Origin of the sequence: Tardiphaga alba (assembly GCF_018279705.1) — a bacterium.
In the GTDB taxonomy this organism is placed as follows: domain Bacteria; phylum Pseudomonadota; class Alphaproteobacteria; order Rhizobiales; family Xanthobacteraceae; genus Tardiphaga; species Tardiphaga alba.
The window spans coordinates 4387752-4413223 of sequence record NZ_CP036498.1 but is presented as its reverse complement, the minus strand read 5'-3'; the positions used below and the strand labels follow the sequence as shown (position 1 = coordinate 4413223).

The 25472-nt window shown below is 64.1% G+C and carries 21 protein-coding genes; 13 read left to right on the top strand and 8 right to left on the bottom strand.

Features of this window, described 5'->3' with window-relative positions:
* Positions 1-134: 134 nt before the first annotated feature.
* On the bottom strand, positions 135-1127 hold the full coding sequence (locus RPMA_RS21100) for a Bug family tripartite tricarboxylate transporter substrate binding protein (RefSeq protein WP_211909617.1): 993 nt from the start codon (positions 1125-1127) through the stop codon (positions 135-137).
* Between the two features lie 203 nt (positions 1128-1330).
* Here RPMA_RS21100 and thiD point away from each other — a divergent pair, with 203 nt between their 5' ends.
* A complete protein-coding gene (gene thiD, locus RPMA_RS21095; protein ID WP_211909616.1) occupies positions 1331-2131 on the top strand; it encodes a bifunctional hydroxymethylpyrimidine kinase/phosphomethylpyrimidine kinase in 801 nt (266 codons plus the stop codon).
* 13 nt (positions 2132-2144) lie between these two features.
* Here the strand turns inward: thiD and RPMA_RS21090 are convergent, their stop codons facing one another.
* Entirely contained in the window at positions 2145-3197 is a 1053-nt protein-coding gene (locus RPMA_RS21090) for an acyltransferase family protein (protein WP_211909615.1), read from the bottom strand.
* A gap of 303 nt (positions 3198-3500) precedes the next feature.
* On the opposite strand from RPMA_RS21090, the gene RPMA_RS21085 reads away from it, so the two are divergent.
* The 4 genes from RPMA_RS21085 to RPMA_RS21070 all read left to right on the top strand — a co-directional run bounded on the left by RPMA_RS21085 (position 3501) and on the right by RPMA_RS21070 (position 7166).
* Complete coding sequence (locus RPMA_RS21085; protein ID WP_211909614.1) at positions 3501-4160, top strand: class I SAM-dependent methyltransferase; 660 nt, start codon at positions 3501-3503, stop codon at positions 4158-4160.
* A 42-nt stretch (positions 4161-4202) separates the two neighbouring features.
* Entirely contained in the window at positions 4203-5015 is an 813-nt protein-coding gene (locus RPMA_RS21080) for a UDP-2,3-diacylglucosamine diphosphatase (protein ID WP_211913758.1), read from the top strand.
* Complete coding sequence (locus RPMA_RS21075; protein ID WP_211909613.1) at positions 5015-6085, top strand: glycosyltransferase family 4 protein; 1071 nt, start codon at positions 5015-5017, stop codon at positions 6083-6085. Before RPMA_RS21080 ends, RPMA_RS21075 begins: the two co-directional genes overlap by 1 nt.
* A 97-nt stretch (positions 6086-6182) precedes the next feature.
* On the top strand, positions 6183-7166 hold the full coding sequence (locus RPMA_RS21070; RefSeq protein ID WP_211909612.1) for a threonine ammonia-lyase: 984 nt from the start codon (positions 6183-6185) through the stop codon (positions 7164-7166).
* Positions 7167-7354: 188 nt separating this feature from the next.
* Here the strand turns inward: RPMA_RS21070 and RPMA_RS21065 are convergent, their stop codons facing one another.
* Positions 7355-8599 (bottom strand): hypothetical protein, encoded by a 1245-nt coding sequence (locus RPMA_RS21065; protein ID WP_211909611.1) that lies wholly within the window; start codon positions 8597-8599, stop codon positions 7355-7357.
* A gap of 141 nt (positions 8600-8740) precedes the next feature.
* On the opposite strand from RPMA_RS21065, the gene RPMA_RS21060 reads away from it, so the two are divergent.
* Positions 8741-9862 carry an MFS transporter gene (locus RPMA_RS21060; RefSeq protein ID WP_211909610.1) on the top strand — a complete coding sequence of 374 codons (1122 nt, stop codon included), beginning with the start codon at positions 8741-8743 and terminating at the stop codon, positions 9860-9862.
* Positions 9863-10062: 200 nt separating this feature from the next.
* Here the strand turns inward: RPMA_RS21060 and dgcA are convergent, their stop codons facing one another.
* A complete protein-coding gene (gene dgcA / locus RPMA_RS21055; protein WP_211909609.1) occupies positions 10063-11064 on the bottom strand; it encodes an N-acetyl-D-Glu racemase DgcA in 1002 nt (333 codons plus the stop codon).
* Positions 11065-11298: 234 nt separating this feature from the next.
* Here dgcA and RPMA_RS21050 point away from each other — a divergent pair, with 234 nt between their 5' ends.
* The 4 genes from RPMA_RS21050 to RPMA_RS21035 all read left to right on the top strand — a co-directional run bounded on the left by RPMA_RS21050 (position 11299) and on the right by RPMA_RS21035 (position 15130).
* Positions 11299-12432: an MlaE family ABC transporter permease gene (locus RPMA_RS21050; RefSeq protein WP_249225325.1), complete on the top strand. Its 1134-nt coding sequence runs from the start codon at positions 11299-11301 to the stop codon at positions 12430-12432.
* A 2-nt stretch (positions 12433-12434) separates the two neighbouring features.
* Positions 12435-13223 carry an ABC transporter ATP-binding protein gene (locus tag RPMA_RS21045; protein ID WP_211909608.1) on the top strand — a complete coding sequence of 263 codons (789 nt, stop codon included), beginning with the start codon at positions 12435-12437 and terminating at the stop codon, positions 13221-13223.
* 14 nt (positions 13224-13237) lie between these two features.
* Complete coding sequence (locus RPMA_RS21040; RefSeq protein ID WP_211909607.1) at positions 13238-14152, top strand: MlaD family protein; 915 nt, start codon at positions 13238-13240, stop codon at positions 14150-14152.
* A gap of 102 nt (positions 14153-14254) precedes the next feature.
* Positions 14255-15130: an aldose 1-epimerase family protein gene (locus RPMA_RS21035; protein ID WP_211909606.1), complete on the top strand. Its 876-nt coding sequence runs from the start codon at positions 14255-14257 to the stop codon at positions 15128-15130.
* Positions 15131-15366: 236 nt separating this feature from the next.
* On the opposite strand, the gene RPMA_RS21030 is transcribed toward RPMA_RS21035, so the two are convergent.
* Positions 15367-20820: an apolipoprotein A-IV repeat region-like domain-containing protein gene (locus RPMA_RS21030; protein ID WP_211909605.1), complete on the bottom strand. Its 5454-nt coding sequence runs from the start codon at positions 20818-20820 to the stop codon at positions 15367-15369.
* A gap of 418 nt (positions 20821-21238) precedes the next feature.
* Between RPMA_RS21030 and RPMA_RS21025 the strand changes: the two genes are divergently transcribed.
* Together RPMA_RS21025 and RPMA_RS21020 are read left to right on the top strand one after the other, a co-directional pair.
* The gene (locus RPMA_RS21025) at positions 21239-21586 is read left to right on the top strand and encodes an Hpt domain-containing protein (RefSeq protein WP_408056456.1); all 348 of its coding nucleotides are present in this window, start codon (positions 21239-21241) and stop codon (positions 21584-21586) included.
* Between the two features lie 101 nt (positions 21587-21687).
* Positions 21688-22008: a 2Fe-2S iron-sulfur cluster-binding protein gene (locus RPMA_RS21020; RefSeq protein WP_211909604.1), complete on the top strand. Its 321-nt coding sequence runs from the start codon at positions 21688-21690 to the stop codon at positions 22006-22008.
* 72 nt (positions 22009-22080) lie between these two features.
* Here RPMA_RS21020 and RPMA_RS21015 read toward each other — a convergent pair whose 3' ends face one another.
* Positions 22081-22533, bottom strand: a complete 453-nt coding sequence (locus tag RPMA_RS21015; RefSeq protein WP_211909603.1) for an acyl-CoA thioesterase — start codon at positions 22531-22533, stop codon at positions 22081-22083.
* Positions 22534-22961: 428 nt separating this feature from the next.
* Between RPMA_RS21015 and RPMA_RS21010 the strand changes: the two genes are divergently transcribed.
* Entirely contained in the window at positions 22962-23531 is a 570-nt protein-coding gene (locus RPMA_RS21010; protein ID WP_249225324.1) for a DUF2147 domain-containing protein, read from the top strand.
* Between the two features lie 33 nt (positions 23532-23564).
* On the opposite strand, the gene RPMA_RS21005 is transcribed toward RPMA_RS21010, so the two are convergent.
* A complete protein-coding gene (locus tag RPMA_RS21005) occupies positions 23565-24560 on the bottom strand; it encodes an alpha/beta hydrolase (RefSeq protein WP_211909601.1) in 996 nt (331 codons plus the stop codon).
* Positions 24561-24649: 89 nt separating this feature from the next.
* The gene (locus RPMA_RS21000; protein WP_211909600.1) at positions 24650-25345 is read right to left on the bottom strand and encodes a TetR/AcrR family transcriptional regulator; all 696 of its coding nucleotides are present in this window, start codon (positions 25343-25345) and stop codon (positions 24650-24652) included.
* Positions 25346-25472: the final 127 nt, after the last annotated feature.

Genomic DNA, 25472 nt, shown 5'->3' with positions numbered 1-25472 from the left:
AGCAGGCAGATCGGGCATCATCAAGCCCAAAACGGCCAGCGTGGCAAGGCCGGCGGGGAACCCGCTCCCGTGGTCATGCGCAGTCACGACCGCGCATGACATGGGTGGGAGGTTGCCGCGAGGGGGCCCCCCGATTAGGCCGGCTGCAGACCCAGCGCCTGTGCGGCCTCGATCCAGACCGGCAGTTCGCGCTGATACAGCGCATTGGTGTCCTTGAAGCCGATGGCGGGCTCCAGAGCGACGGTCTTCAGCACTTCCTTGATCTTCGGATCGCTGTTGGCGGCGACGAACAGTTGCGACAGACGGTCGACGATCGGCTGCGGCGTCGCCTTCGGCACGGCCCAGCCGGAGAAGCCGCTGACGGTGAAGAATTTCGACGTCGCCCCCTGTTCGGGCAGGGTCTTGATATCGGGGATCGCGTCGACCTTCTTCGAATGCACGGCGAACACCACGCCGCGATTGCTCTGCAGCACCGATTGCGCGGCCGTGTAGCTGCCCATGGCGAAATCCAGCGAGCCGTCGGCAAGGCCGGTCCACATCGGCGCTTCGCCGCGATAATGGATCGGCTCGATCTTGAGGCCATACTGCTTGTTGAGTTCGTTGACAGTGAAGTGCGGGGCGGAGCCGACGCTGTAGGTGCCGAAGTTGATCTTGTCCTTCTTCTTCGCATAGGCGACGAAATCGTCGAGCGACTTCACGCCCGATGCCGGATTCGCCACCAGCAGCAGTCCGGCGCCGGGGACGACGCTGACCAGCGACAGGTCCTTGTCCATGTCGTAACCGGGCGTCTTCAGCATCACCCGGTTCATGATGTAGGTGGTCGAGATGGAGCACAGGATGGTGTGGCCGTCGGGCTCGGCGCGGGCGACTTCGGCGGTGCCGATGGCGCCGGATGCGCCGGCCTTGTTCTCGACGACGACGGTCTGGCCGACCTGTTTGCCGATATACTCACCGAACGAGCGCGCCAGCAGGTCGGTCTGCCCGCCTGCGGGATAACTGCACACCATGCGGATCTGTTTCGATGGCTGCCAGACTGTTTGTGCGGAGGCACCGCGCGTCAGGAATGGCAAGGCGGCGGCAGCCGAACCGGCGGCCAGGAAATCACGGCGATTGAATCGTTTGGTCATGGTTGTTCCCTCCTATGTCTTTTTTTGTGACGGTATCGCATAGCCCATCTGTTCGCCATGCAGACGTCCGGGACAGTTTGGCGCATCGTGTGCGCGAGGTGTCGCAAACCACACTGGTTTAGACGCCCTCGGGTTGCCCGCCCGATGGCGGTGGGCTACCACTGACATCCAGCTTCCCGCTTGATTTAACGTGAGTTTTCCCGATGCCCACGCCCGTTGCCCTGACCATTGCCGGCTCTGATTCCTCGGGCGGTGCAGGCATTCAGGCCGACCTCAAGACCTTCGCGGCTCTGGGCGTCTATGGCGCCACGGTGATCTCTGCACTCACGGCGCAGAACACCCGCGGCGTCACCGGCATCCATCAGGTGCCGGCGGAATTCGTCACGGCGCAGATCAATGAGGTCTTCGACGATCTCGCGGTCGGTGCGGTGAAGATCGGCATGGTCGCACAGCGCGAGATTATTGCTGCCATCGCGGACGGGCTGGCGCGCTGGAAGCCGGCGCATGTGGTGTTCGATCCGGTGATGGTCGCGACTTCCGGCGATCGCCTGCTGGTGCCGGACGCGGTCGAAGCGCTGCGCAGCATCCTGATCCCGCATGCGCACATCATCACGCCGAACATGCCGGAAGCGGCAGCGCTGCTCGATGAAGCCTTGGCGACGAATGAGCAGGAGATCGAGGACCAGGGCAAGCGGCTGCTCGGGTTCGGCTGCAAGGCCGTGCTGATCAAGGGCGGGCACGGCAACGGACCGTCGAGCATCGATTACTTCATCACGGCGGAGCACGCGATTGCGCTGCCGGCGCCGCGCGTGATCACGGTGAACACCCATGGCACCGGTTGCACGCTGTCGTCAGCGATCGCCGCCGAACTCGCCAAGGGGCAAAGCATGGAAGCCGCCGTGCGCGGTGCCAAGGCCTATGTGACCGCGGCGATTGCTGCCGCCGATCGCTTCACGGTCGGTCATGGCCACGGGCCGGTGCATCACTTCCACGCATTCTACTAGAGCCGGACATTCATCACGTTGCAGGCAACATGTCGCGGGCATGCGCCGCATGCTGCGCGTTGACGAGCCGCCGCTGCCGCCAGCGATCGATGGGTCGTTCGACCAGGTGATGGATCGCGACGGACGCGATCAGCGTGAGCGCGAGGGCTGCGAAAGAAGCGGCCCGCGTTTCCGGCATCAGCAGCCATCCCAACAGGAAGTGGCAGATATAGATGGGATAGGACAGCTCGCCGAGATAGCGGTCCCAGCCGATCGTCTTGGTCAGTTCGAATAGCCGCGGGACGGTGACGATCACGGCGGCGAGGAACAAGACGGATGGAAGCGCGGAGACGCCATCCCCCTTGTTGATGCCGAGGCATACGAAGACGAGCGCGGCTGTCAGCATCAGCAAGATCTTCGATCGCCCGCGTTCACTGTTCTCTCCGGCATAGACGGCGTAGCCGAGCGTACCTGCGCAGAACAGCGCGAGTTCGAACACGAAGACACGATAAGACCAGGGATCTCCGCTGAGACCGAACGCCCATTGCGCACCCATGCGGCAGGCGAGACTGGCCAGCAGGAGGCTGAAGATCACGACCGGTCCGCGCCTGACGATGAACGGCGCAAGCAGGTAGAAGTAGATTTCCAGCGCGAGCGTCCAGGCCTGCGGGATCGGCGCGAAAGTGTAGAGCAGGTTCGGCACGCCGACCGGCTGCAAAGTGAGCGCAAGCGTGCCGTCTTTGACGACGAGGAAGAAATAGATTTCCTGACCGACGATCATGAGCTGGGAGGCCACGAAGTAGATCGCGGCGGACCAGTCGAGCGCGATGATCTCCGTCCACTTGCTGGTAACGGCCAGCGAGACGGCGAGGACGAGTAGATAGGCTGGAAACAGGCGGAGCAGGCGGTTCGAGATGAACAGGCGATAGCTGCCGGGGCCGTATTTTCCGTTCAGCACCAGCGCCATGTAGAAGCCGGAAATCACGAAGAAGCTCTGCACCGCGATGTCGCTGGTGAGCACGCTGAGCGGCATGCCGTAATGCGCGCAGACGACCGCCAGCGCGAGGATGATTCTGAGCGTTCCCATCCCTGCAAGCTGCGTGAAAACCTTTAAAGGTTGTTTAGTGGAATCCCCACCACTTTGATGGACGCACAGCGCGTAGGAAGGGTAGAGCGGAGGCGCATGGCGCGGCAGCGAAACCCATCACCGCATACGCCAGCGCTTGTTGCGATGGGTTTCGCTTCGCTCTACCCATCCTACGGGCTGCCGGGGGCTGAGCTACACACAGCCGCTGCGACACTCTGTCGTTGATCTGTCATCCCGCCTTGATATCAGCCGATCAGCACACGGGTTGTCCGATTCCATCGGACACGCTGGACGGAACCAACGATGACGACGCTGGATCTTGAGAAGTCCATTGTTGAAACGGCCTATGCCCGCTGGGCGCCGATCTACGATGCTGTCTGCGGGCCGGTGATGCTGAAGGGCCGCCGTGCTGCTGCCGAAGCGGCGCGTGGTATCGGCGGCAAGGTGCTCGAGGTCGGTGTCGGCACCGGCCTGTCCTTCGACGACTACGATCGCAGCACGGAAATTACCGGTATCGATCTGAGCGAGCCGATGCTGGCGAAAGCGCGTAGCAAGATGGCGAGCGGGCGCTATCCATGGGTGAAGGACGTCCGGCAGATGGATGCCCATGCGATGGACTTCGCCGATGCCAGTTTTGACTGCGTGGTCGCGCAGTTCGTCATCACGCTGGTGGAAAATCCCGAGCAGGTGCTGTCTGAATGCCACCGCGTGGTGAAGCCGGGTGGCCGCATCATTCTCGTCAATCATCTGTATTCGGAAACCGGCTGGGCCGCGGCGCTGGAGCGCTGGGCAGCAGAGAAGACGCGCTCGCTCGGGCTGCGTCCGGAATTCCCGTTCGCACGGCTGCAGGCGTGGTCGCAGGCGAATGCCGACAGCATTCTCGTCGAGCGCCGCAAGCTGCGGCCGTTCGGCATCTACACGCTCGTGACCTTCGAGCGCACCGCACCGGCGCTGGCAGCGTGAGTTGTCATCGCCATGTCACGCAACTCTGCTAGCCGCTCGCATATGGAAAGAGACGCGATGAGTGAAGGCAACGAACACCGCTTTCGCACCTTGTTCATCTCCGACGTGCACCTGGGGGCACGTGGCTCGCAAGCCGACAAGCTGCTCGATTTTCTCCGTGTTCACGATGCCGATACGATCTACCTCGTGGGTGATATCGTTGACGGCTGGGCGCTGAAATCCGGCTGGCACTGGCCGCAGTCGCATAACGACTTCGTGCAGAAGATGCTGCGCAAGGTCCGCAAGGGCGCCAAGATCGTCTATATCCCCGGCAATCACGACGAGTTCCTGCGCAACTATTACGGCACGCATTTTGGCGGCATCGAAGTCGTCGAGACCGCCATGCATGAAGGCGTGGACGGCAAGAAGTATCTCGTCATCCACGGCGACATCTTCGATCTCGTGGTTCAGAACGCGCGGTGGCTCGCGCATCTCGGCGATCGCGCCTATGACTTCGCGATCCAGATGAACCGCCTCGTCAATGCCTGCCGCCGCCTGTTCGGCTTCCCTTACTGGTCGCTGTCGAAATGGGCGAAGATGAAGGTGAAGAACGCCGTGAACTATATCGGCGCCTTCGAGGAGACGCTGGCCGGCGAAGCGCGTCGCCATGGCGCCGACGGCGTGATCTGCGGTCACATCCACTACGCGACGATCCGCGACGAGCACGGCATTCGCTATATGAATTGCGGCGACTGGGTCGAGAGCTGCACGGCGCTGGTCGAACATGAAGACGGCCGCTTCGAGATCCTGACCTGGACCGATGTCGCCAAGAAGGATGCGCCGGTCCCGGCGCTTGCTCCAGCAAAGGCTGCTTGATGCGCATTCTGGTCGCGACCGACGCCTGGCACCCGCAAGTCAACGGTGTCGTTCGCACGCTGACCATGATGGCGGAGGCCGCCGGGACGTTCGGCGTTGAGGTCTCCTTCCTCACGCCGGAGACCTTCCACACCTTCGGCATGCCGAGCTATCGCGACCTGCGCGTCGCCATCCCGCGCCGCCGTCAGATCGCACGCATGATCGAGGCGGCGAAGCCCGACAATATCCACATCGCCACCGAAGGTCCGATCGGCTTTGCCGCGCGCGCCTATTGCCGCCGTCGCAACATTCCATTCACGACGAGCTTCCACACCCGTTTCCCGGAATACATCTCCGCGCGTTTCCCGATCCCGGAAGCCTGGGTCTGGGCCGGCCTGCGCTGGTTTCACGGCGCGAGTTCGGCGGTAATGGCGGCAACGCCGGCGCTGGCCACCGAGCTCCGCGACCGCGGCTTCAAGAATGTCGTGCTGTGGCCGCGCGGTGTCGATGGCCATCTGTTCCGTCCGCGCGATGTCGATCTCGGCTATGCCAAGCCGGTCTATCTGTCGGTCGGCCGCGTGGCCGTGGAGAAGAATCTCGAGGCCTTCCTCGCGCTCGATCTGCCGGGCACCAAGGTCGTGGTCGGCGATGGTCCCGCGCGCAGCGAATTGCAGGCGAAATATCCGAATGCGGTGTTCCTCGGATCGCTGCAGGGCGAGGAGCTGGCCCGGGTCTATTCCGGTGCGGATGTTTTCGTGTTTCCCAGCAAGACCGACACCTACGGCCTCGTGCTGCTCGAAGCGCTGGCGTCAGGCGTGCCGGTGGCAGCTTTGCCGGTGACCGGCCCGAAGGACGTGATCGGCACCGCGCCGGTCGGCGTGCTGTCGGACGATCTGCAGGGCGCATGCCTGCAGGCGCTAAAGATCGATCGCCAGGCCTGTCTCGATTTCGCGGCGAACCATACCTGGGAAGCGTCGGCGCGCGCCTTTGTCGGCAATATCACTAGCGCCCGCGCCGCCGTTACGCTCCGGATGTCATCACCCGCGAAAGCGGGTGATCCAGTAGACACGTCCGCTGCGTTTAAGCCGTGAAGCCGGTGGCTACTGGGTCACCCGGTCAAGCCGGGTGACGACATCCATCGTTTCACGCGCCCTTGTCGCTTTGATACCCCGCGCGTAGCATGCGGGCATGACAAATTCAGCTTTGCCGATCACCGCCGCCGATATCGATGCCGCTGCCCGGGTCATTGCGCCCTATGCCGTGCGCACGCCACTGTTGCCGTCGCCCGCGCTCGATGCGCTCACCGGCGGACGCATCTTCATCAAACCGGAAGTCCTGCAGCGGACCGGTTCGTTCAAGTTCCGTGGCGCCTTCAACAAGCTGTCGTCGATCCCGCAGGCGGATCGGAGCAAGGGCGTCGTCGCATTCTCCTCCGGCAATCACGCGCAGGGCGTTGCCGCCGCGGCGCGGATCCTCGGCATGAAGGCGACGATCGTGATGCCGGCCGATGCGCCCGCGTCGAAAGTCGCGCGCACTCGCGGCTACGGCGCCGAAGTCGTGCTCTATGATCGCGACAAGGAAGACCGCGAGGCGATCGCGAAGAAGATCGCCGGCGACAGCGGGGCCACGGTCGTGCCGCCCTATGACGACGTGTTCGTCATGGCCGGGCAGGGCACGGTTGGGCGCGAGATCGCCGAGGACATGGCAGCCCTTGCCGTGGTGCCGGACATCGTGTCGGCGCAGGCTTCGGGCGGCGGCCTGATCGGCGGCATCGCGACGGCCGTGAAGGCGCGCTTCAGCGACGCGCAGATCATCGTCGCGGAGCCCGCAGGTTTTCACGATCACGAACTGTCGCTCAAGGCCGGCAAGCCCGTCGCTCACGGCAATAGCGGCCGCACCATCTGCGACGCGCTGATGGCCCAGCAGCCCGGCGATATCACCTTCGCCGTCAACCGGCATCTGCTGGCGGGCGCGGTGAGCGCGACGGATCAGGAGGTCATGGAAGCGATGGCCTTTGCATTCCGCGATCTCAAGCTGATCGTCGAGCCCGGTGGCGCCGTGGCGCTGGCGGCGCTTCTCAAAGGCAAGATCGATGCACGTGGCAAGACCGTCGTGATCGTCCTGTCGGGCGGCAATGTCGATGCGGAACTCTATGCGAAGGTGATCAGCTGATGCGCCGACGTCTCTTCACCTCTCCCCACCGGGGAGAGGTCGCGCGCACTTGCGCGCGGGTGAAGGGGCTTGCGCCGCTGCTTGTTGCTCCCCCTCACCCGGATCGTAAGAACGATCCGACCTCTCCCCGGTGGGGAGAGGTGAAGAAGAGTTCTGATCATCTCCGCACTGAGGTGGTGCCTCAGCCCTTACGAGAAGAACGCGATCTTCTCGGCCTGGGTCATACGGCGGATCGGCGCCAGCGGATCGGAGGCGGGGGCTGCCGGATTGGCGATCACGCCATTGGCGATCAGGGCTGCGCCGAGTGAAGGCGCAGCGGGGGCCACCGGCTCCGGCGTCAGTGCAGCCTGGGTGATCTCGGCCAGCGTCATCTCATTGGCGACGGGCGCTGACACGGGCGCGGCCACCGAAGCGCTCGGTGCCGCCTCCTGCACGATCACATCCTGCTGGACCGGTTCGCTGTGCACCGGGGCCGTATAAGCGGGTTCGTCGTGCACGGCTTCTGCTTGCGGCGCGAACAGCTCGTCGTCGGCGACGGACTCGTCGAAATCCATCGCGCCCATTTCCATGGCGACGGCATCGAGCACGGCAAGATCCTCGGCTTCCTCGGCGGCGACGTCTGTCTCGGCCATCGCCGACATCTCGTCAGCGGGCATCGCCGCGGAGGTGTCGACCATGACTTCGGCGGCCTCGGCCAGCGCTTCGGCAGCCGGCGCCTCGACGATCGGCTCCGGTATGGTGACGACCGGCTCGGGTGCCCGCATGATTTCTGCCGGCGCTTCCGCGACGGTCTCGCTCGCATGCGCCTTGAACAGCGGCGTCACCGATGCTTCGCGCGGTTCGGGCGCGGCTTCGGCGGAGGGCTCGGCTTTCGCTGCTGCTGGCAGGCCATCGGCCAGCGCCTCGATGCGCTCCATCAGCGCGTCGTAGCTCGCCAGCACGGCCTCGCGGCTGTTCTCGGGCGTCTGCGCCTGCAGGGCGGCTTGGCCGGCTTCGATGGCCTTCACCTGGGTGTCGAGGAGATCGCAGATGCGGGCATCGGCGCCGCATTCGCGCAGCGTCCAGGCGATCTCGCGCACGATGCGCGCGCCATTGCGGGCGCCGGTCTGGATGTCGTCGCCCTCGCTGCGCGGCAGCACCTCGATGGCGGTGGCCTTGGCCTGGCGTACCGCGGAGCGAATCGCGCCAAGCGCCGCGGTCAGGCTCAGTCCCTGCGGCTGCTGCTTCTGGGCGGCGAGGTTGCCTTCCAGCCGTGAGACGGCTTCGAGCAACAGGTTGGTATCGGCGTTGCGGTTGCGCTTGGTGTATTCGGCCAGGAACCAGCGGCCGCGCGCGGTCTCCATGAAAGCCTCGCGGATCGCCTCATAGTCCGCCTCGCCCGGCACAGTGGGACGGGCGTTGATCGGCGACAGGGCAAATGCTTCTTCAGCCATCAGGTCAACTCGCGGCGCGCCGTCAGGCGCGGTATGTCAGCATGGCAACGATCCCGTACGAATCGCAACCCCGCCGATGATACCTGAAACCGCCCCCAGATCGCCCCGTCGTTAGCGCGCAAATTCGCGCAGCGGCTGGCCATGTTCTACGGTACGGTGTTCGGCTCCAGCGGTTTTTATCTGCCCTTTTTCCCGGTCTGGCTGAAGGCCATCGGGATCGATCCGGCCTGGATTGGTATCATCCTCGCGGTGCCCTCGACGACCCGCTTTACCACGCTGCCTTTCATCACCGCCTTCGCCGAGCGGCATCACGCGCTGCGCCAGACCATGATCGTCTGCGCCTTCCTCACCATGATCGGCTTCGCAGTGGTGGGGATGCTGCGCGAGCCGCTGGCGATCCTGCTCATGTTTGCGCTCACCGCGGTGGTGTGGACGCCGCTGACGGCGCTCACTGATGGTTATGCGCTGAAAGGCGTGGTGCGCTTCGGCTTCAATTACGGCCCGTTGCGGCTGTGGGGCTCGGCCGCCTTCGTGGTTGGCGCGCTCGCCTGCGGCCTGGTCGTGAACTGGCTCGATGGCACGCAACTGATCTGGGTGATCGTCGGCGCGATGGTGCTGTCGGCTATCGTCAGCCTCGGCCTGCAACCGCTTGGCGCGCCGATCGGTGACGGCAAGGTGCTGTCGAAGGCAAGCGCGCTGCTCCGCGATCCCGGCTTTCTCGCTATTGCCGCGTCGACGGCGCTGATCCAGGGCAGCCATGCCGGCTACTACACATTCGCATCGATCACCTGGCAGGCGGCCGGCTATGACGGCCTGACGATTGCGGGCCTTTGGACCATCGGCGTGCTCGCCGAGATCGTGCTGTTCGCGCTGTCGCCGCGCATCACCTTCGCGCCGGCGACACTGGTCATCCTCGGCGGTCTCGGTGCGCTGCTGCGCTGGACGCTGACGGCGCAGACCTTGCCGCTGCCGGTGCTGGTCGTCGTGCAGGTGCTGCACGGCGCCACTTACGGGCTGACGCAGCTCGGTACCATGGGCCTGCTGCTGCAGCACGTGCCGCCGCATGTGATGGCACGAGCGCAGGGCTATGTCACGGCATGTACAGGCCTCGTGATGAGCAGCATGGCGGTGCTGTCCGGCGCGATCTATGCGCGCTACGGCGAGGGCGTGTATTACGTGATGGCGGTCTTGGGCGCAGCCGGCGCCTGCGTGATCTGGTTCGGGCGGAAGCGCGTGAGCGAGAAACTCCACGACGTCGTGTAGGCGAAGCGCTTGCTTTTCCCTCCTCCGCGTCTTCGCGTGGGGAGGGTGGCCGCGCGCAGCGCGGTCGGGTGGGGGTGTTGCACACATGCCGCGCTCGCTTGCCTAGGCACCCCACCCGTCTCAAAGCTCGCTGGACGCTCGCTTTGATCCACCCTCCCCACCGCGCGGCTTCGCCGCTAGGGGGAGGGAGATGCGCAACACTACCCCCATAACCCCGTCTCCGGCGGATACACCGTACTGCCGTCATAGCGCAGCCCGCCGTCGCGATCCCCTGCGAGCAATAGCGGTCCATCGAGATCCACAAACCGCGCGCCTTGCGCGATCAGCATGGCCGGCGCCATGGCCAGCGATGTCGCCACCATGCAGCCGACCATGATGTCGAGGCCCATGTCGCGCGCGGCATCCGCCATCTTCAGGGCCTCGGTGAGGCCGCCGGCCTTGTCGAGCTTGATGTTGAGCGCGTCGTAACGTCCGGCCAGCGCCGGCAGCGAGGCGAGGTCGTGCACGCTTTCATCGGCGCAGACCGGGATCGGCCGCTGCACATGCAGCAGCGCCTCGTCATTGCCTGCGGGCAGCGGCTGTTCGATCAGCGTCACGCCGGCGCGGTGACACGCTGCGAGATTGGCTTCGAGATTATCGGCCGTCCACCCTTCATTGGCATCGACGATCAGATCGGACTGCGGCGCAGCGCTGCGCACGGCCGCGATGCGCGCCATGTCGTCGTCACTGCCGAGCTTGATCTTGAGCAAAGGGCGATGCGCGGCTTTGGCAGTGGCCGCGGCCATCGCCTCGGGCGTGCCGAGCGAAATCGTATAGGCGGTGGTGCAGGGGGCAGGCGCCGGCCGCTGCAGCAGGTCCCAGATGCGCCGGCCGCTCTCCTTGGCTTCGAGATCGAGCAAGGCGCAATCCACGGCATTGCGGGCCGCACCATGCGGCATGGCCGTCTGCAATGCTGCGCGGCCGAGTCCGGCAGCGAAGGGCCCGGCCATCGCCCGAATGGTCGCCAGTGTTGCCTCCGGTGTCTCGCCATACCGCGCATAGGGCACGCATTCACCACGGCCGGTATGACCACCGCGGCTGATTTCGGCAACGACCACCACGGCCTCGGTCTTGGCGCCGCGGCTGATGGTGAAGGAACCGGCGATCGGCCAGGTTTCAATGCGGGCGGCAAGTGTCGCAGGGGCAGGGGATGCAGCGGACAAGGAGGCGTCCTTCGGGTTGAAATGCCGTGAGGTTGATGACGGTCTCTATAAGTTTAAGTGACAGGCGTGAACTTGTTTGCGACGTATTGCGGTGCTTTGAGATCGGGTTCCCGGACACCGGTTTAGACGATGTTAACCATAGCATCGTGTTGGCGCGACTTGTGTTCTCCGATCCGTGTGTTGGCGTGTTAATACTTTGTTCATGACTTGGTTGAACGACCCCAAGGGGGCGCTGTGAGCGCTCCCACTCTCGAACAGATTGCCAAGGGCGATGGTCTGGCGCTATGCGCCGCCGGCGCGTGGACGGCTGCGTCCGCCTCCGTGATGGAGAAGCTCGTCACGGATGCCGAAAAGCTCAGCCGCAGCCGGCCAAACATCTCGATCGATGTGTCAAAGATCGACAAGCTCGACACGTTCGGCGCCTGGCTGATCGAACGCCTGCGCCGCACGCTTGCCTTGGGCGGGCAGGACATTCCGATCGCCGGCCTGTCGGATAATTATGCCAGCCTCGTCGATGAGGTGCGCAAGGTGAAGCCGCAGACGGCAGCGACGGGGCGGGGACCGAACGGCGTCATCGTCGCGCTCGATGGCATCGGTCGCAATGTCTACGGCGTCGGCCAGACGCTGTTGTCGCTGGTCGATATGATCGGCGCCGTGATCGCGGCCTGGTTCCGGATCTGGCTGCATCCGTCGCGCTTCCGGCTCACCTCCATGGTGCATCACCTGCAGCAGGTGTGCTGGAATGCGGTGCCTATCGTCGTGCTGATCACCTTCCTGATCGGCTGCATCGTCGCCCAGCAGGGCATCTTCCATTTCCGCAAATTCGGAGCCGACGTCTTCGTCGTCGATATGCTCGGCATTCTCGTGTTGCGCGAACTCGGCGTCTTGCTGGTCGCCATCATGGTCGCCGGCCGCTCGGGCAGTGCCTATACGGCCGAACTCGGCTCCATGAAAATGCGCGAGGAAATCGACGCGCTGCGCACCATGGGCTTCGATCCCGTCGAGGTGCTGATCCTGCCGCGCATGATGGCGCTGGTGCTGGCGATGCCGATCCTCGCCTTCCTCGGCGCCATGGCCGCGCTCTATGGCGGCGGTCTTGTCGCCTGGATGTATGGCGGCGTCGATCCCGCGACCTTCCTGTCGCGCCTGCGCGAGGTGTTGTCGATCAATCATTTCGTCGTCGGCATGGCGAAGGCGCCCGTGATGGCGATGGTGATCGGCATCGTCGCCTGCGTCGAAGGGCTGGCCGTGAAGGGCAGTGCGGAATCGCTCGGCCAGCACACCACGGCCTCTGTCGTGAAGGGCATCTTCTTCGTCATCGTGATGGATGGCATATTCGCCATCTTCTTTGCATCGATCGGGATCTGATCATGAGCCCGACAGAACCATACGTCGCCCCGGCCATGCGCGAAGCCATCATTCGCGTTCGCGACCTCACGGTCGCCTTCGGCAGCCGCAAGGTGCTGGACGGCCTCAACCTCGATGTCGCACGCGGCGAAATCCTCGGCTTTGTCGGCGCGTCCGGCGCCGGCAAGTCGGTGCTGATGCGCACCATCATCGGCCTGGTGCCGAAAGTGTCGGGCAATATCGAGGTGTTCGGGACCGATCTGCACAGCAACGACAAGGCGCGTCGTGACATCGAGCGTCGCTGGGGCATCCTGTTTCAGCACGGTGCCCTGTTCTCGTCGCTGAATGTGCGGCAGAACATCCAGTTTCCGGTGCGCGAATATCTGAAGGTCTCGCAGCGTCTGCTCGACGAGATCACCATGGCCAAGCTCGCCATGGTGGGTCTCAAGCCGGAAGTGGTGGAGCGCTATCCGTCGGAACTGTCCGGCGGCATGATCAAGCGCGTGGCGCTGGCGCGCGCGCTCGCACTCGATCCGGAGATCGTGTTTCTCGACGAGCCGACCTCCGGCCTCGACCCGATCGGCGCCGGCGATTTTGACGAACTGGTGCGCACGCTGCAGCGGACGCTCGGGCTCACGGTGTTCATGGTGACCCATGACCTCGACAGCCTGCACACCGCCTGCGACCGCATCGCTGTGCTCGGTAGCGGCAAGATCATCGCACAGGGGACTATGGCCGACATGCAGGCCGCGACGCATCCCTGGCTACGTGAATATTTCCATGGCAAGCGCGCACGCGCTGTCATGGCTTGACTGGAGTTTGAGCAATGGAAACGCGGGCGAACTACGTCCTGATCGGAACCTTCACGCTGGCGGTGATCGCGGCAGCGATCGGCTTCGTGATGTGGTTTCAGAACCTGCATTCGGGCAAGCAGCGCACGCCGTTGCGTGTCGTGTTCGAAGGCTCGGCCTCGGGCCTGCGCAATGGCGGCAATGTGAACTTCAACGGCATTCGCGTCGGTGAAGTGGTTTCGGTGAAGCTCGACAATCCCAAGCGCGTGGTGGCGCTGGCGATGATCGACACCGTGGCGCCGATCCGCAAGGACACGCTGGCCGGTCTCGAATTCCAGGGCCTCACCGGCGTCGCCGCCATTGCGCTGAAGGGCGGCGCGCCGGATGCGCCGGACGTGCCGCTCGACACCGACGGCGTGCCGGTGCTGACCGCGGATCCTGATGCAACCAGGGATATCGGCGAGGCCGTGCGTGCGACGCTGCAGAACGTCAACCGGCTGGTCACCGACAACCAGGAGGCGCTGAAGGGCGCGCTCAGCAATGTCGAGACCTTCACCGGCGTGCTCGCAAAGAATGCCGAGTCCATCGACGGCATTATGAAGAAGATCGACAGCATCATGGGCAAGGCCGATGGCGTCGTCGCCAAGACCGACAATATCATGCTCGGCCTCGATACATTGGCAGGCGGCAAGGACGGCGGCGCGCTGACCGCGGCCGTGAAGTCGTTCCACGAACTCACCGACAATCTCGACAAGCGCACCGGGCAGTTGATCATCGATGGCCGCCGCACTCTGGGCGATGCCTCGCGCACGCTGAACGATGTCAGCCGCGCGGTGAACAATCTCGACCGCAACCCGACGCGCCTGCTGTTCGGCCCGAGCACCAGCTCGCAGCAGCAGGCCCCGCCGCCGCAACAGCAGGCGCCGCCGCAGCAGTTGCGAAGGCGCTGATCCGTAGCCCGGATGGAGCGCAGTTTAATCCAGGGATGTCGAGCTAGCTGAAACGCCGGTTCCCGGGTTACGCTGCGCTCCACCCGGGCTACAGGAGCGCTTATGGCTATCGACGATCACTTCACCATCAGCAATGGCCGCGTGATGGCCACCATCAAGGCCGATGGCGCCGAGCTGTGCTCGCTCAAGAATGCGGATGGTTATGAGGTGCTGTGGCAGGCCGGCCCCGAATGGCCGCGTCACGCGCCGATCCTGTTTCCCATCGTCGGGCGGCTCAAGGATGACGTGCTCCGTCATGGCGGCAAGACCTATCCCATGACCCAGCACGGCTTTGCCCGCGACCAGCTCTTTGCCTGGACGGCGCGCGAGAAGACGCTATGCGTGTTGTCGCTGAGCGACAACGAGGCCAGCCGCGCCAAATACCCGTTCGCCTTCCGGCTCGACGTGTCCTACGTGGTCGATGAGGACGAGCTGGTGATCGGCTATGCGATCACCAATACCGGGGACGAGATGTTGCCGGCATCGATCGGTGCGCATCCGGCATTTCACTGGCCGCTCGCGGATGGCATCGCGAAGACCGCGCATCGCATCGTGTTTGCGCAGCCGGAGCCAGCCCCGATCCGACGGCTCGACGGCGGGCTGTTGCTGCCGCAGCCGGAAGCAACCGCAGTGCAGGGCGATACGCTCGCTTTGTCCGAAGCCCTGTTCGCCGCCGACGCGATGATCTTCGATCGGATCGCCAGCACATCGCTGCGCTATGAGGCGCCGGGGGCACCGACCATCACCTTTGCCTGGGATGGTTTCCCGCAACTCGGTATCTGGTCGAAACCATCGGGGGCAGCTTTTCTCTGCATCGAGCCATGGCATGGTTTTGCGAGCGCGGTGGATTTCGATGGCGAGTTCAGCGACAAGCCCGGCGTGATGCAGATAGCGGTCGGCGAGACACGCAGCTTTACGCAGCGGATTGGGTTCGCTTAGTAGCGCTCAGTTCTTTCCCTCCCCCTTGTGGGGAGGGTGGCCGCGCGAAGCGCGGACGGGTGGGGGTGCACCACGGTACGACGTCACGTGGGGATAGACCCCACCCCCGCCTATCGGCGGACCCTCCCCATTCGCTTCGCTCCGGGGAGGGAGGCCATCAGCAATCTCGCGATACGTGCAAACAAAAAGCGGAGGCAGCGCTGCCTCCGCTTTCGCGTTTCAATCTGTGCTGAGCTTTATCCCAGCCGGCCTGCGGCATGGGCCAGAAGCGTGTAGACCTGACCGGTTTCCGATGTCAGGTGGCTGCGCAGGGCGCTCGGGCCGCGTTCATCGCGGGCCACCTCGTCGAGCAGGCGCTCGAATTCGGTGATGTAGCGATCCACGGTGCCCTTGAAGTTGCGGTCGGCGCGATACTTGCGGGCGACTTCATCAAAGGCCTTCTGGCCGGCGGGCGTGTAGAGGCGCTTGCTGAAGGCCTTGCGCTCGCCGCGCTGATAGCGGTCCCACATCTCGGCTGCGAGGTTGCGATCCATGAGGCGCGCGATGTCGAGCGACAGCGACTCCAGCGGATTGCTCGGCGCGGCAGGCTGCGCTGCGCGGGCGCGCGGCTGCTCCTGCTCTTCGTCCTCGGCGCGGCCGAGCAGATCGGTCAGCCAGCCATCGCCACGGTCCTGTTCGGCCGGTGCAACCGACGGCGCTTCGGTGCGGCGCGACGGGCTGCCGAAGTCGGCAGTCGGCAGGCTCGAAGCGGTGCCGATCGGCGAACGGCGCGGCGCTTCGTTGCGCGGCTCGCTACGCACCTCTGCGCGGGTCTCGGCGCGGCTGCTGCCGACCGTGGCCATCACCGGTTCCGGCTCGCGCTGCGGCGCGCTGCGGGCGTTGGTCTGCACCACGTCCATACCGCGGCCGTGACGGGCGACGATGCGGTTGAGCTCGGCGAGGGCTTCGATCTGGTCGACGATCACCTTGCGCATCTGCGCAGTGCTCTCGGCGGCCTCCTGCGGCATCTCGAACACGCCGCGGCGCATGTCGGCGCGGGTGGCTTCGAGCTCGTTGTGCATCTCGGCAGCCATCGCCTTCATGCCCTGGACCATCGACGCGAACTTGTCGGTCGATGCCTTGAACATGGCTTCGGCTTCCTTGGTGCCCTGCTGATAGATGTCGTTCATGGCCTCCGAGGTCACGCGACGCTCTTCTTCTGCCGCGCTGCGCACGGCTTCGAACTGCTTGGTAATGGCCGAGGAGCCTGCACCAGCGGTTTCGGCGACCACGCGGGCGATGTCGCGGGCACGCTCTTCCGCGGCCGCCAGCGACTCGTCGAGCAGGCCGGTGAAGCGGGTGAGGCGCTGATCGAGATCATTGGTGCGCAGATCGATGGTGGAGACCAGCGATTCCAGTGCCTGCTTCTTGTCGCCGACCGAGGTGAGAGTCGAGCGGTTGCTCTGTTCGACCAAAGCTGCGGCATCGACCAGCGCATGGCCATGGGCCTCGAACTGGGTCGATAGCGTGCCGAGGTCTTCGAGCGCCTTCTCGGACTTGGACGAGAACAGCGTGAGCTGCTCTTCCAGCGTCTGGGTCGCGATGCCGTTGCGCGAGGTCACGTCGTTCATGGTGGCGACGAAATCGGCCACGCGGGTGACGAGGGCGCGCTCCAGCGAGTTGAGGTTGTCGTGGGCGCCGGTGAGGACTTCCTGCAGCAGGATGTTGCCTTCACGCAGCCGCTCGAACAGGGCGACCGTGTCGGTGCGCAGGATCTTGCTGGTTTCCTGCATCTCGGTGACGGCGGTGATCGACACCTGGCGCGACTGCTCGATGGCGGTACGCGACGAGGTTTCGAGGTCCTTCAGTGACTTGTTGACCGCGCCGGCTGCGAGTTCGCCAGCCGTGGTGATAGCCCGGGCGACATCGGTGCTGGAGGTCGCCAGCGTCTGCGAGAAGGTCTGGCTGCGATTTTCGATCGCCTTCAGGGCATCCACCGTCACGCGATCGATATCGATCGTGAGCTGGTTGGCCTTGCCGCCGAGTGCATCGACCAGCGAGCCGCGCTTCGCGTCCACCATCTGCGACAGACGTTCGGTCTGCTGCTGCACGTAGCCGACGATTTCGTCGGTCTTCGCGCTCATGGTCGTGCCGAACGAGCCCGATGCCGTGAACACCGACCGTTCGATCTCCGACGACGTGGTCTTGATCTTGGTGGTGATCTCGGTCGAGGCGGCGACCAGCGACTGCTGGGCCTGCGCAGCGCTGACCTTGATATTGTCGGTGGTGTTGGCTGTGACGGCCGACAGCGTACGCTCGATATCGACCGAGATGGCCTTGATCTGCGCAGCGGCATCGGCGGACGAGGTGGTGAGCGAGGTCTGCACTTCGCGGGCGCTGCTGAGCAGCGAGGACGCCGAGTCAGCGCCGATGGCGAGCAGCGTGCGCTCGACATCGATGGCGAGGGTACGGACCGACGCGGTGGTTTCCGACGAGGCCGAGACCAGTGCGTTCTGCGCTTCGCGGGCGTGGCTGACGATTGCCTCGGTGGTCGAGGTGCTCGCGGCCATCAGGCTGCGTTCCATATCGGCCGCAAGGGCCTGGACCTGGCTGGTGGCTTCCGACGACGCCGAGACGAGCGTGGTCTGGGCTTCGCGTGCGCCGGCCACGATCGAGCTTGCCGTTGTGGCGCCAGCGGTCGTGATGCTGCGTTCGACGTCGGCCGCAAGGGTGCGCACCTGGTTCGCGGCATCGGTCGAGGCCTCGATGAGCGAGGACTGCACGTTGCGGGTCGAGGCGAGGATCGATTCCGCGCTGGCATTGCCGGCGGCGATCAGCGTGCGTTCGACATCGGCGGCGAGCGAGCGGACCTGCTGCGATGCATCGGTCGAGGCAGTGACCAGCGTCGACTGCGCCGCGCGGGCACCGGAGAGGACGGCGTCCGCGGTGGCGGTGCCGGCCGTGGTGAGGGTGCGCTCGATATCGGCGGACAGGCTCTGGATCTGCGTCGTGACTTCGGTCGAGGTCGAGACGAGGGTGGTCTGCGCGTCGCGTGCACCGGCGATCAGCGAGGCTGCGGTGGTCGAGCCCGCCGTGGTGAGCGTGCGCTCCACATCGGCCGACAGTGTCTTGACGTGCTCGGACGCATCCGTGGACGCGGTGATGAGCGTGGTCTGGGCTTCGCGGGCGCTGGCGATGATGGCGCCAGCGGCGGTGGTGCCGATGGCGGTCAGCGAGCTCTCGATATCGGTGGCGGTCAGGCGCAGCTGCGCGCCGACATCGGTCGAGACCGAGACGAGAGACTCTTGCGCGGCGCGGGCGCCTGCCTGGATGGTCTCGCTGGTGTTGACCATGAGATGGGTGAGCGAGCGCTCGGCATCGTCCACATGGCCCTTGATGTTGACCGACAGTTCTTCGGCGCGCGCCATGAGCTGATCGCTCGCGGTGCGGCCCGAGGTCTCGATGCGGCCAGCGACGGCCTCAATGCGCGAACCGAGCAACTCCTCGAACTGTTCGACACGTCCTTCGATCTCGGTGGCAATGGCGCCGGCGCGGGTTTCGATACCCTGATGAATGCCCTGGAAGCGCGCAGTGACGGTGTCGGCAAGGTTGTTGCTGCGCGCGTCGATCGCCTCAGTGACGTTGTTGATGCGATAGTCGATCGCAGCGATCGCCTGCACGGTGCCCTCGGTGAGGGAGGTCGTGAGGAACGACAGCCGGTCGTCGATGGAGTGAATGGCCTGCACGGCGCCATCGGTAAGCGACGTGGTGAGGTGGGTGAGGCGGGCATCGACAGTATCGACCGCACGGGTCGCGCCGTCGGTGAGGGTCGACTGCAGCGACTGCAGGCGCGCTTCGACGATCGCGGTGACCGACTGGGCGCGGTTGTCGAAGGTCTCTTCGAGGCCCTTGAGGCGTTCGTCGACGGTGGCGTCGAACGACTTCATGCGGCCGTCGAGCGAGACGTCGAGGCTGTTGACGCGGTTTTCGAACGTGGTTTCGAAATGCGCCAGGCGGCCGTCGAGCGTGTCGGTGATGCCGCCGATATTGGAGGTGACGCGGGCATCGAAGCCGTCGACATAGGTCTTCAGCGTGGTGTTGATGTCTTCCGTGCGCTGGCCGAGACGCTCGACCACTTCGCCGCCGAAGGTCTTCACGGTGCGATCGAATTCGGAGATGTGTTTGGTGATCAACGCACCGAGCGTGCCGCTGTCGCGCGAGAAGCGCTCGGCGAGCTCGAAGCCCTGGTCCTTCACGAGCTGTTCGAACGCATTGATCTGCAGGCTGAGCGTGTCGTGTGCGCTCTCGGTCTGGCTGGCGACGCGGGCGGCCAGCGAGGTGACGGTGGCTTCGAGCGACTCGCTCGCCTTGTCGCCCGAGGTCAGAACCTGGGTGGCGAGGCGGTTGCCGGCGTCGTCGATCTTGCCGGCGAGGTCGTTGCTGCGCAGTTCGAGCTCGAGCAGTAGCGAGTCGCTGGAATTCTTAAGCGAGTCATGGACCTGCTCGGTGCGATCCGAGACGCGATCGACGATCGACGCCGAGCGCTGCTCGAAGTCGCTGGTGATGCGGTCGATGCGCTCGTTCAGCATCTCGTGGACGCGATCGGCGAGATCGACGAACTCGTCGTGGACGTGACCGGTCTTGAAGTTGAGGCTGGTGGTCAGGCGCTCCGATGCATCGAGCACGGCGCGGGTGGTCTCGGAGCTGGCTTCCTCGAGGCGGTCGAGCAGGTCGCCGCCGCGTTCGCCGAGCGCCAGAATCATGTTGTCGCCGGCGCGGCCGAGGGCGCCGGTGATGTGCTCGCCGCGCTCTTCGAGGGCGCTGGTGATGCTCTTGGCGACTTCATCGACACGCGAGGCGATGGCGTCGGAAATCAGCGCGATGTCGTGGCGGAGGTCGATCTGCACACCGGAAATCGCCGAGCGGACCTGTTCGGCCTGACCGACGAGATTGTCGCGCTGATGCGCGATGTCCTGCAGCAGCGCGCGGATGCGCACTTCGTTGTCGGAATAGGCGCGCTCGAGGGCCGACACTTCGTTGGCGACGAGGCTTTCCAGTTCGCCGGCGCGTGCGATGGCGCGCTCGATGCCGTCACCCATGGCGGCGACTTCGCGGCGGATCGCCTGACCCACGGTGACCATGGAATCGCTGGCGCTGCCTTCGGGCTCGGAAAAGCGGATCGCGACCTGGGCCATGGACTGGGCGATCAGGCGCATTTCCTGGCCGCGCCAGGCGAGGCTGGCGAGGAAGTAGAACAGCAGAATGGGGGCGAACAGCACGGCAGCGAGGCCGGCCAGTGCGAGCGTGCCGCCCGAGCCCTGACCGATCAGGGCCTGCAGCGCTGGCAGGAAGGCAAAAGTGAGGACGCCGGCGCCGATCACCCATACGCCGGCAAACAGCGTGGCGAGCGTGTAGACGTTGCGGGCCGGGCGGTTCTTCTGCAGCGCCTGCAGGATCTGGCCGATGGTTTCGCGATCGTCATTGGCGGCGCGGCGGCCGAAACGCGGCTCTTCGGTGGGCTCGAAGGACGGGTGATCGGCAGAAATACGGGAATCGAAGCTGGGCTCGTCCAGATTGACCGGGCCGGAGACCGGCGCGTTATCGGCGCGCAATGTCTGATCGGGGCGGGGCCCGTCGATATTCAGGGCTTCCTGGATAGCGGAAAGGGCGACTTCGGTCGGATCTTTGGCCTTCTTCGAATTATTTGCCATGCTCGTTCCACGCCCCCTGTTACGCAACACCGGAAGTACCCATACGCGTCGTCTCGCTGCATCGGCCAAAGCCGGATGCACCCCGCAAGACGAATTCAGACTGCCGGTCGCTCGGCTTGTCCGCTACTTCCGCAAACATCCTATTGGCTTGGTCGCGCGAATGAAATGGTTCTGGTTAAGACATTCTTAATGATAGTTAACGGCTTCTGCCGGTAACTAGTTGTTAGGCTTCGAATATCCGGAATGGCCCCGTAATCGTGGCGAGTTTTCGTCAAAACCGCGGCGAGAAGCCGGATCGTACACAGAACGTTCCGTTAACCAATTCCGTGTTTGGCTGCCGAAAAGTGCGGCCGGAACCCCCGGCGGCGGGGAATCTGAGCCAATATCAATGCCACTTCACCTCGAATGGGTTCAATGGATGCCGTCACCGCCGCTGGTTCCCGATGACGGACCCATCAATCTCGACCATCTGAACCGCATGACCATGGGCGACGCCTCGCTAGAGCGCGAAGTGCTGGCGATGTTCGCGGCCCAGGCGAGCGAGCTGATCGAAAAAATCGTCCGGATGCCGCCCAACGTGGCGGATCTCGCCCATAAGCTCCGGGGCTCGGCCGAAGCGGTCGGCGCGTTCCGGATCACCGACGCGGCCGAATGGCTGGAAAGCGCCCTGCGGGACAATTCGGATAGCGCCGAAGCGCTGATGACGTTGACCGACGCGGTTCTCGAGGCGAGGGCCGAGATCGACGGCATTCTCAAGCGGTCCTGATCCCCTCTTTCCAGATGACGGTTTTGCGGTGGAGCGCTGGCGCTGCGCGAACCGACCCGTTATAGGACAGCCGTATCTGTCTTCCCGGTAGCGCGAGCATCATGGCCAAAATCAACTTTGTCGATCATTCCGGCGAAACCCGCACCATCGATGCGGATGTCGGCTCTACCGTGATGGAAGTTGCGATCCGCAATGCGATCCCCGGCATCGAAGCCGAATGCGGCGGCGCCTGCGCCTGCGCGACCTGTCACGTCTATGTGGACGAAGCCTGGCAGGAGAGGGTCGGCGCTCCCACCCCGATGGAAGAGGACATGCTGGACTTCGGCTATGACATCAAGCCGAATTCGCGCCTGTCGTGCCAGATCAAGGTCACCGAAGCCCTCGATGGTCTCGTCGTGATCACGCCGGAACGCCAGGCCTGATCAAACGAACGGCTGCCCTTGAGGCCGCCGTATCGCGTTCGTAACAGCGGTCCTGGTGGACCGCGCCGGACTTTACGCGGTTGCCGCGCGGCGCAGCATCCAGGGCTGCAGGCGGGTGATCGTGTCGGCCGGAATGGCGGTCGGCTGGCGGCTCTGCAATCCCACCATGACCGTGGTCGCCGATGACGAGGCGATGCATTTCCCGCCCGAGAACACCACCTGCGCGAATGTCAGCGACGTCCGGCCGATCTTTTCGATCCCGGTGCCGAGTTCGATCGTGCCGGGCCAGTGCAGCTCCGCGCGGAAGTGAATGTCGAGCTTGACCAGCACCCAGCTCAGTCCGTCCGGCGTCAGGCCATATGACGAGTCCTTGGTGAGCATCACGCGGCTGGTTTCGAAATAGCTCGAATAGACCGCGTTGTTGACGTGGTTGTTCGGATCGAGATCCGCGAAACGCACATTGTCCGTCAGGCGAAATGGATAGTCTTCCAGCAGAGGTACGGCTGCGCGGGCAGGGGCATTCACGTCATCGGTCTCCAGCAGATTGCGATCCGTTACAGCGCAGTTACGGCATGCAGGCAAGTCTGCAGCCTCGGATCCGAGCTGGCGTCTGCAGATCGTGCGACCGGCCTTGCGGATGCAGCTCTCCGTTAACTGATGCGCGACTACACTTTGGAACCGACGTGATATTGAGTCGCTGGCGGAAATGATGTGCGCCGCTCGGAGTTCGCGGGTACCGTTACTTATGGCGAAGGTGTGGCGGCGCCACAGACTGATACCCGACGCGTGATCGGCAATCTTGCAAAAGCCATCAAGCGGGGTCACTCTTTCGTCGCGTAAGATTGATAGTTCATGCAGCTGCATCCTCGGTGCCTGCCGGACGACGAACTGCGAAGGGGACGTAGATGACCCAGACCCGATCCCGCCGATTTGCCACCTTGGCTCTTGCGAGCATGACGACCGCTGCCGTCAGCTTGATGTCTACGGTCAGCTTTGCCACGGCGCAGACGGCCGCAGGTCTCTGGCAGAAGATCGAGGACGGCAAGCCGGTCGTCTGGGTTTTGGTCGTCGATCGTGGCGGCGTCTTTGAAGGTGCCATCGCCAAGACCTTCCCGAGCGCCGACGACAAGCCGGGCGACGATATCTGCAGCAAATGCATCGATGACCGCAAGAACCAGCCGGTGCTGGGCATCTCCTTTATCCGCAACATGCAGCAGCAGGGATTGAAGTACGAGAATGGCAACATTCTCGATCCGCGTGACGGCAAGGTCTACAAGGCGAAGATGAGCGTCAGCGCCGATGGCCGCGCGCTCACCGTTCGCGGTTATTGGGGCATTGCGTTGCTGGGCAAGGACGAGACCTGGTATCGCCTCCCGGAAACGGAGATGGCATCGCTCGATCCGACTGTGCTCGCGAAATATGTGCCGCAGACCGTGGCCACGAAGCAGCCGGCGACCACTGGTACGTCCAAGGCACCGGTGAAGAAGGCAAGCGCGACGCCCGCGCAGCCTCAGCAGCGTTAGCGTTTTCATTCCTGGACGGGAGCACGTTCGGCTTCACCGGATTTGCTGTGTGCCGGGTGAGGTCAGGAAGCTCTGCACGCATGTAAACAGCTGCAGCCGGTTACGCTCCATCAGCATGCTGTGGGTTCCTTCGGGAAGCGACACGAGCTGGTTCTCGATGCGAGATGGAAGCCTGTCGAACAGGGCATGGGCCATATAGGGCGGCGTGTCATTGTCCCATTCCGGACTGACCAGCAATGTGGGGGCCTCGATCCTTGCCGGATCGAAGTATGGCCGGCCAACGTTATAGTACTCGACGACGTCCTGGATCACGCCATTCGGTGCGCGCAATTCCGCGGGATGGGTTGATTGGCTCTTGGGATCGGTTGCCCATGTCGTCGTGGCCCAGCAGTCGAACCATCCTTCCGGGATCAGCGTATCGCGTGCATGCTCGGGCACGCCGGCCAGCCAGCGGTCATGGGCCTCAGCTTTCGTCACCGTCCGGTATGCAGGCGAGCGCTGCCCGGCGAGGGCGGCGGTGCGCGGGCCCGGCTGTCGTATCCATAGCGGTGCATAGAGGACAAGGCGGTTCACCAGCTGCGGATTGAGCGACGTATAAGTCGCGACCAGCGTCGTTCCCCACGACCATCCCATCAGCGACAGGGTATTCAGCTGGCGCCGTTCCCGAATGAAGCGCACGGCAGCGGCGATATCGCGAAGGGCCACATCGCCCCGAACGATCGGCTGGCTGTCTTCCGCCGGGCGATCCATTTCCGGCGGTCGCGTGGAGCGGCCATAGCCGCGCAGATCGAGCGCGTAGACGTCGAAGCCTTGTGCAGCGATGAAGTCCATCCAGGAGAAGCCATCCAGCGCGAGATCGAAACTCGTCGATGCCGGATAGGTCGCCCCATGTACGAACAACAGGGTTCGATTGGGGCCGAATTCCTTCATGCCGGATGCATGCTTGTTGCGGACGAAAAGGTCGATACCAGCGTCATCCGATGGAATTCTGAACTCTTCACATTCCAGTGCGTCGATCATCGCTGCCATTCGAAACCTCTGCTGGTCCCGTGAATGTTATTAGAATCTCATTCTAGTCGTTGTAAGAGTTGAACCAAGTCCGCAGATCGCGCTGACGATCACGAACCCTGAACGACCAGTTGCATGAACAAGCCATCCAGCTCGCGCGCCGTCGCCTCGTCGCTGACGGGCATCAGGCGCCCGGTGCGCACATCCTGAAAAACCATTCGCTGCTGCAGGAGCGCATAGACAGCGCGCATGGCCAGGTCCACGCGCCTGTCGACGACATCGCCGGGGATGTCCTTCATGTGATGTCTCACGATCGCGCTGATGCGGTCCGTCACATGTCTGATGAGGGCAGATGCGCGCTCATAGATTTCGTCATCGCCGAGGAGATAAGCAGGGCGAAGCAGATTGCGCTGGCGTGAATAGTAGCGCGTGAGATTGTGGAGGATCGTGTAGATCGATTCCTGGAGCGAGAGATGCTCGTGGCGCTCGAGCCGCATGCTCTCGTCGATATTGGCGATTTGTCGGTCACGGATCGACTCGTGGAGAGCGACCAGGATGCTGGCCTTGTCGCGAAACCGGGCATAGATCGATGCGGGCACACATCCGGCGCGGGCCGCGATGTCGGGGATGGTGATGTCTTCGAACGTGCGGCCGTCCAGGAGATCGTCCAGTGCCTGGATGATCTCCTGGAGACGTCGTTCGCTGCGCGCCTGCTTGGGCGCATTCACGCGGTTCAGGCGAATGATCGGCTCGATGTCATGAGCCTTTGCCGGCTTGGTCGGTCTGCTGCTGTGTGGCTTTGGCATCGCGCGATTCCATAATGGCCATGGTCCTTGTTCCACACTCGGTGGTTCGAGGCGAGCAAAACATCCGGCTTGACAAACTAGAACGTCATTCTAACAAAGTAGAATGTCAATCTAATAACTGACAATA

Coding starts and splice junctions, on each gene's coding strand:
- RPMA_RS21100 (WP_211909617.1), bottom strand. CDS start 1,127: ATGACCAAACGATTCAATCGCCGTGATTTCCTGGCCGCCGGTTCGGCT.
- thiD (WP_211909616.1), top strand. CDS start 1,331: ATGCCCACGCCCGTTGCCCTGACCATTGCCGGCTCTGATTCCTCGGGC.
- RPMA_RS21090 (WP_211909615.1), bottom strand. CDS start 3,197: ATGGGAACGCTCAGAATCATCCTCGCGCTGGCGGTCGTCTGCGCGCAT.
- RPMA_RS21085 (WP_211909614.1), top strand. CDS start 3,501: ATGACGACGCTGGATCTTGAGAAGTCCATTGTTGAAACGGCCTATGCC.
- RPMA_RS21080 (WP_211913758.1), top strand. CDS start 4,203: ATGGAAAGAGACGCGATGAGTGAAGGCAACGAACACCGCTTTCGCACC.
- RPMA_RS21075 (WP_211909613.1), top strand. CDS start 5,015: ATGCGCATTCTGGTCGCGACCGACGCCTGGCACCCGCAAGTCAACGGT.
- RPMA_RS21070 (WP_211909612.1), top strand. CDS start 6,183: ATGACAAATTCAGCTTTGCCGATCACCGCCGCCGATATCGATGCCGCT.
- RPMA_RS21065 (WP_211909611.1), bottom strand. CDS start 8,599: ATGGCTGAAGAAGCATTTGCCCTGTCGCCGATCAACGCCCGTCCCACT.
- RPMA_RS21060 (WP_211909610.1), top strand. CDS start 8,741: ATGTTCTACGGTACGGTGTTCGGCTCCAGCGGTTTTTATCTGCCCTTT.
- RPMA_RS21045 (WP_211909608.1), top strand. CDS start 12,435: ATGAGCCCGACAGAACCATACGTCGCCCCGGCCATGCGCGAAGCCATC.
- RPMA_RS21040 (WP_211909607.1), top strand. CDS start 13,238: ATGGAAACGCGGGCGAACTACGTCCTGATCGGAACCTTCACGCTGGCG.
- RPMA_RS21035 (WP_211909606.1), top strand. CDS start 14,255: ATGGCTATCGACGATCACTTCACCATCAGCAATGGCCGCGTGATGGCC.
- RPMA_RS21030 (WP_211909605.1), bottom strand. CDS start 20,820: ATGGCAAATAATTCGAAGAAGGCCAAAGATCCGACCGAAGTCGCCCTT.
- RPMA_RS21025 (WP_408056456.1), top strand. CDS start 21,239: ATGCCGTCACCGCCGCTGGTTCCCGATGACGGACCCATCAATCTCGAC.
- RPMA_RS21020 (WP_211909604.1), top strand. CDS start 21,688: ATGGCCAAAATCAACTTTGTCGATCATTCCGGCGAAACCCGCACCATC.
- RPMA_RS21010 (WP_249225324.1), top strand. CDS start 22,962: ATGACGACCGCTGCCGTCAGCTTGATGTCTACGGTCAGCTTTGCCACG.
- RPMA_RS21005 (WP_211909601.1), bottom strand. CDS start 24,560: ATGGCAGCGATGATCGACGCACTGGAATGTGAAGAGTTCAGAATTCCA.
- RPMA_RS21000 (WP_211909600.1), bottom strand. CDS start 25,345: ATGCCAAAGCCACACAGCAGCAGACCGACCAAGCCGGCAAAGGCTCAT.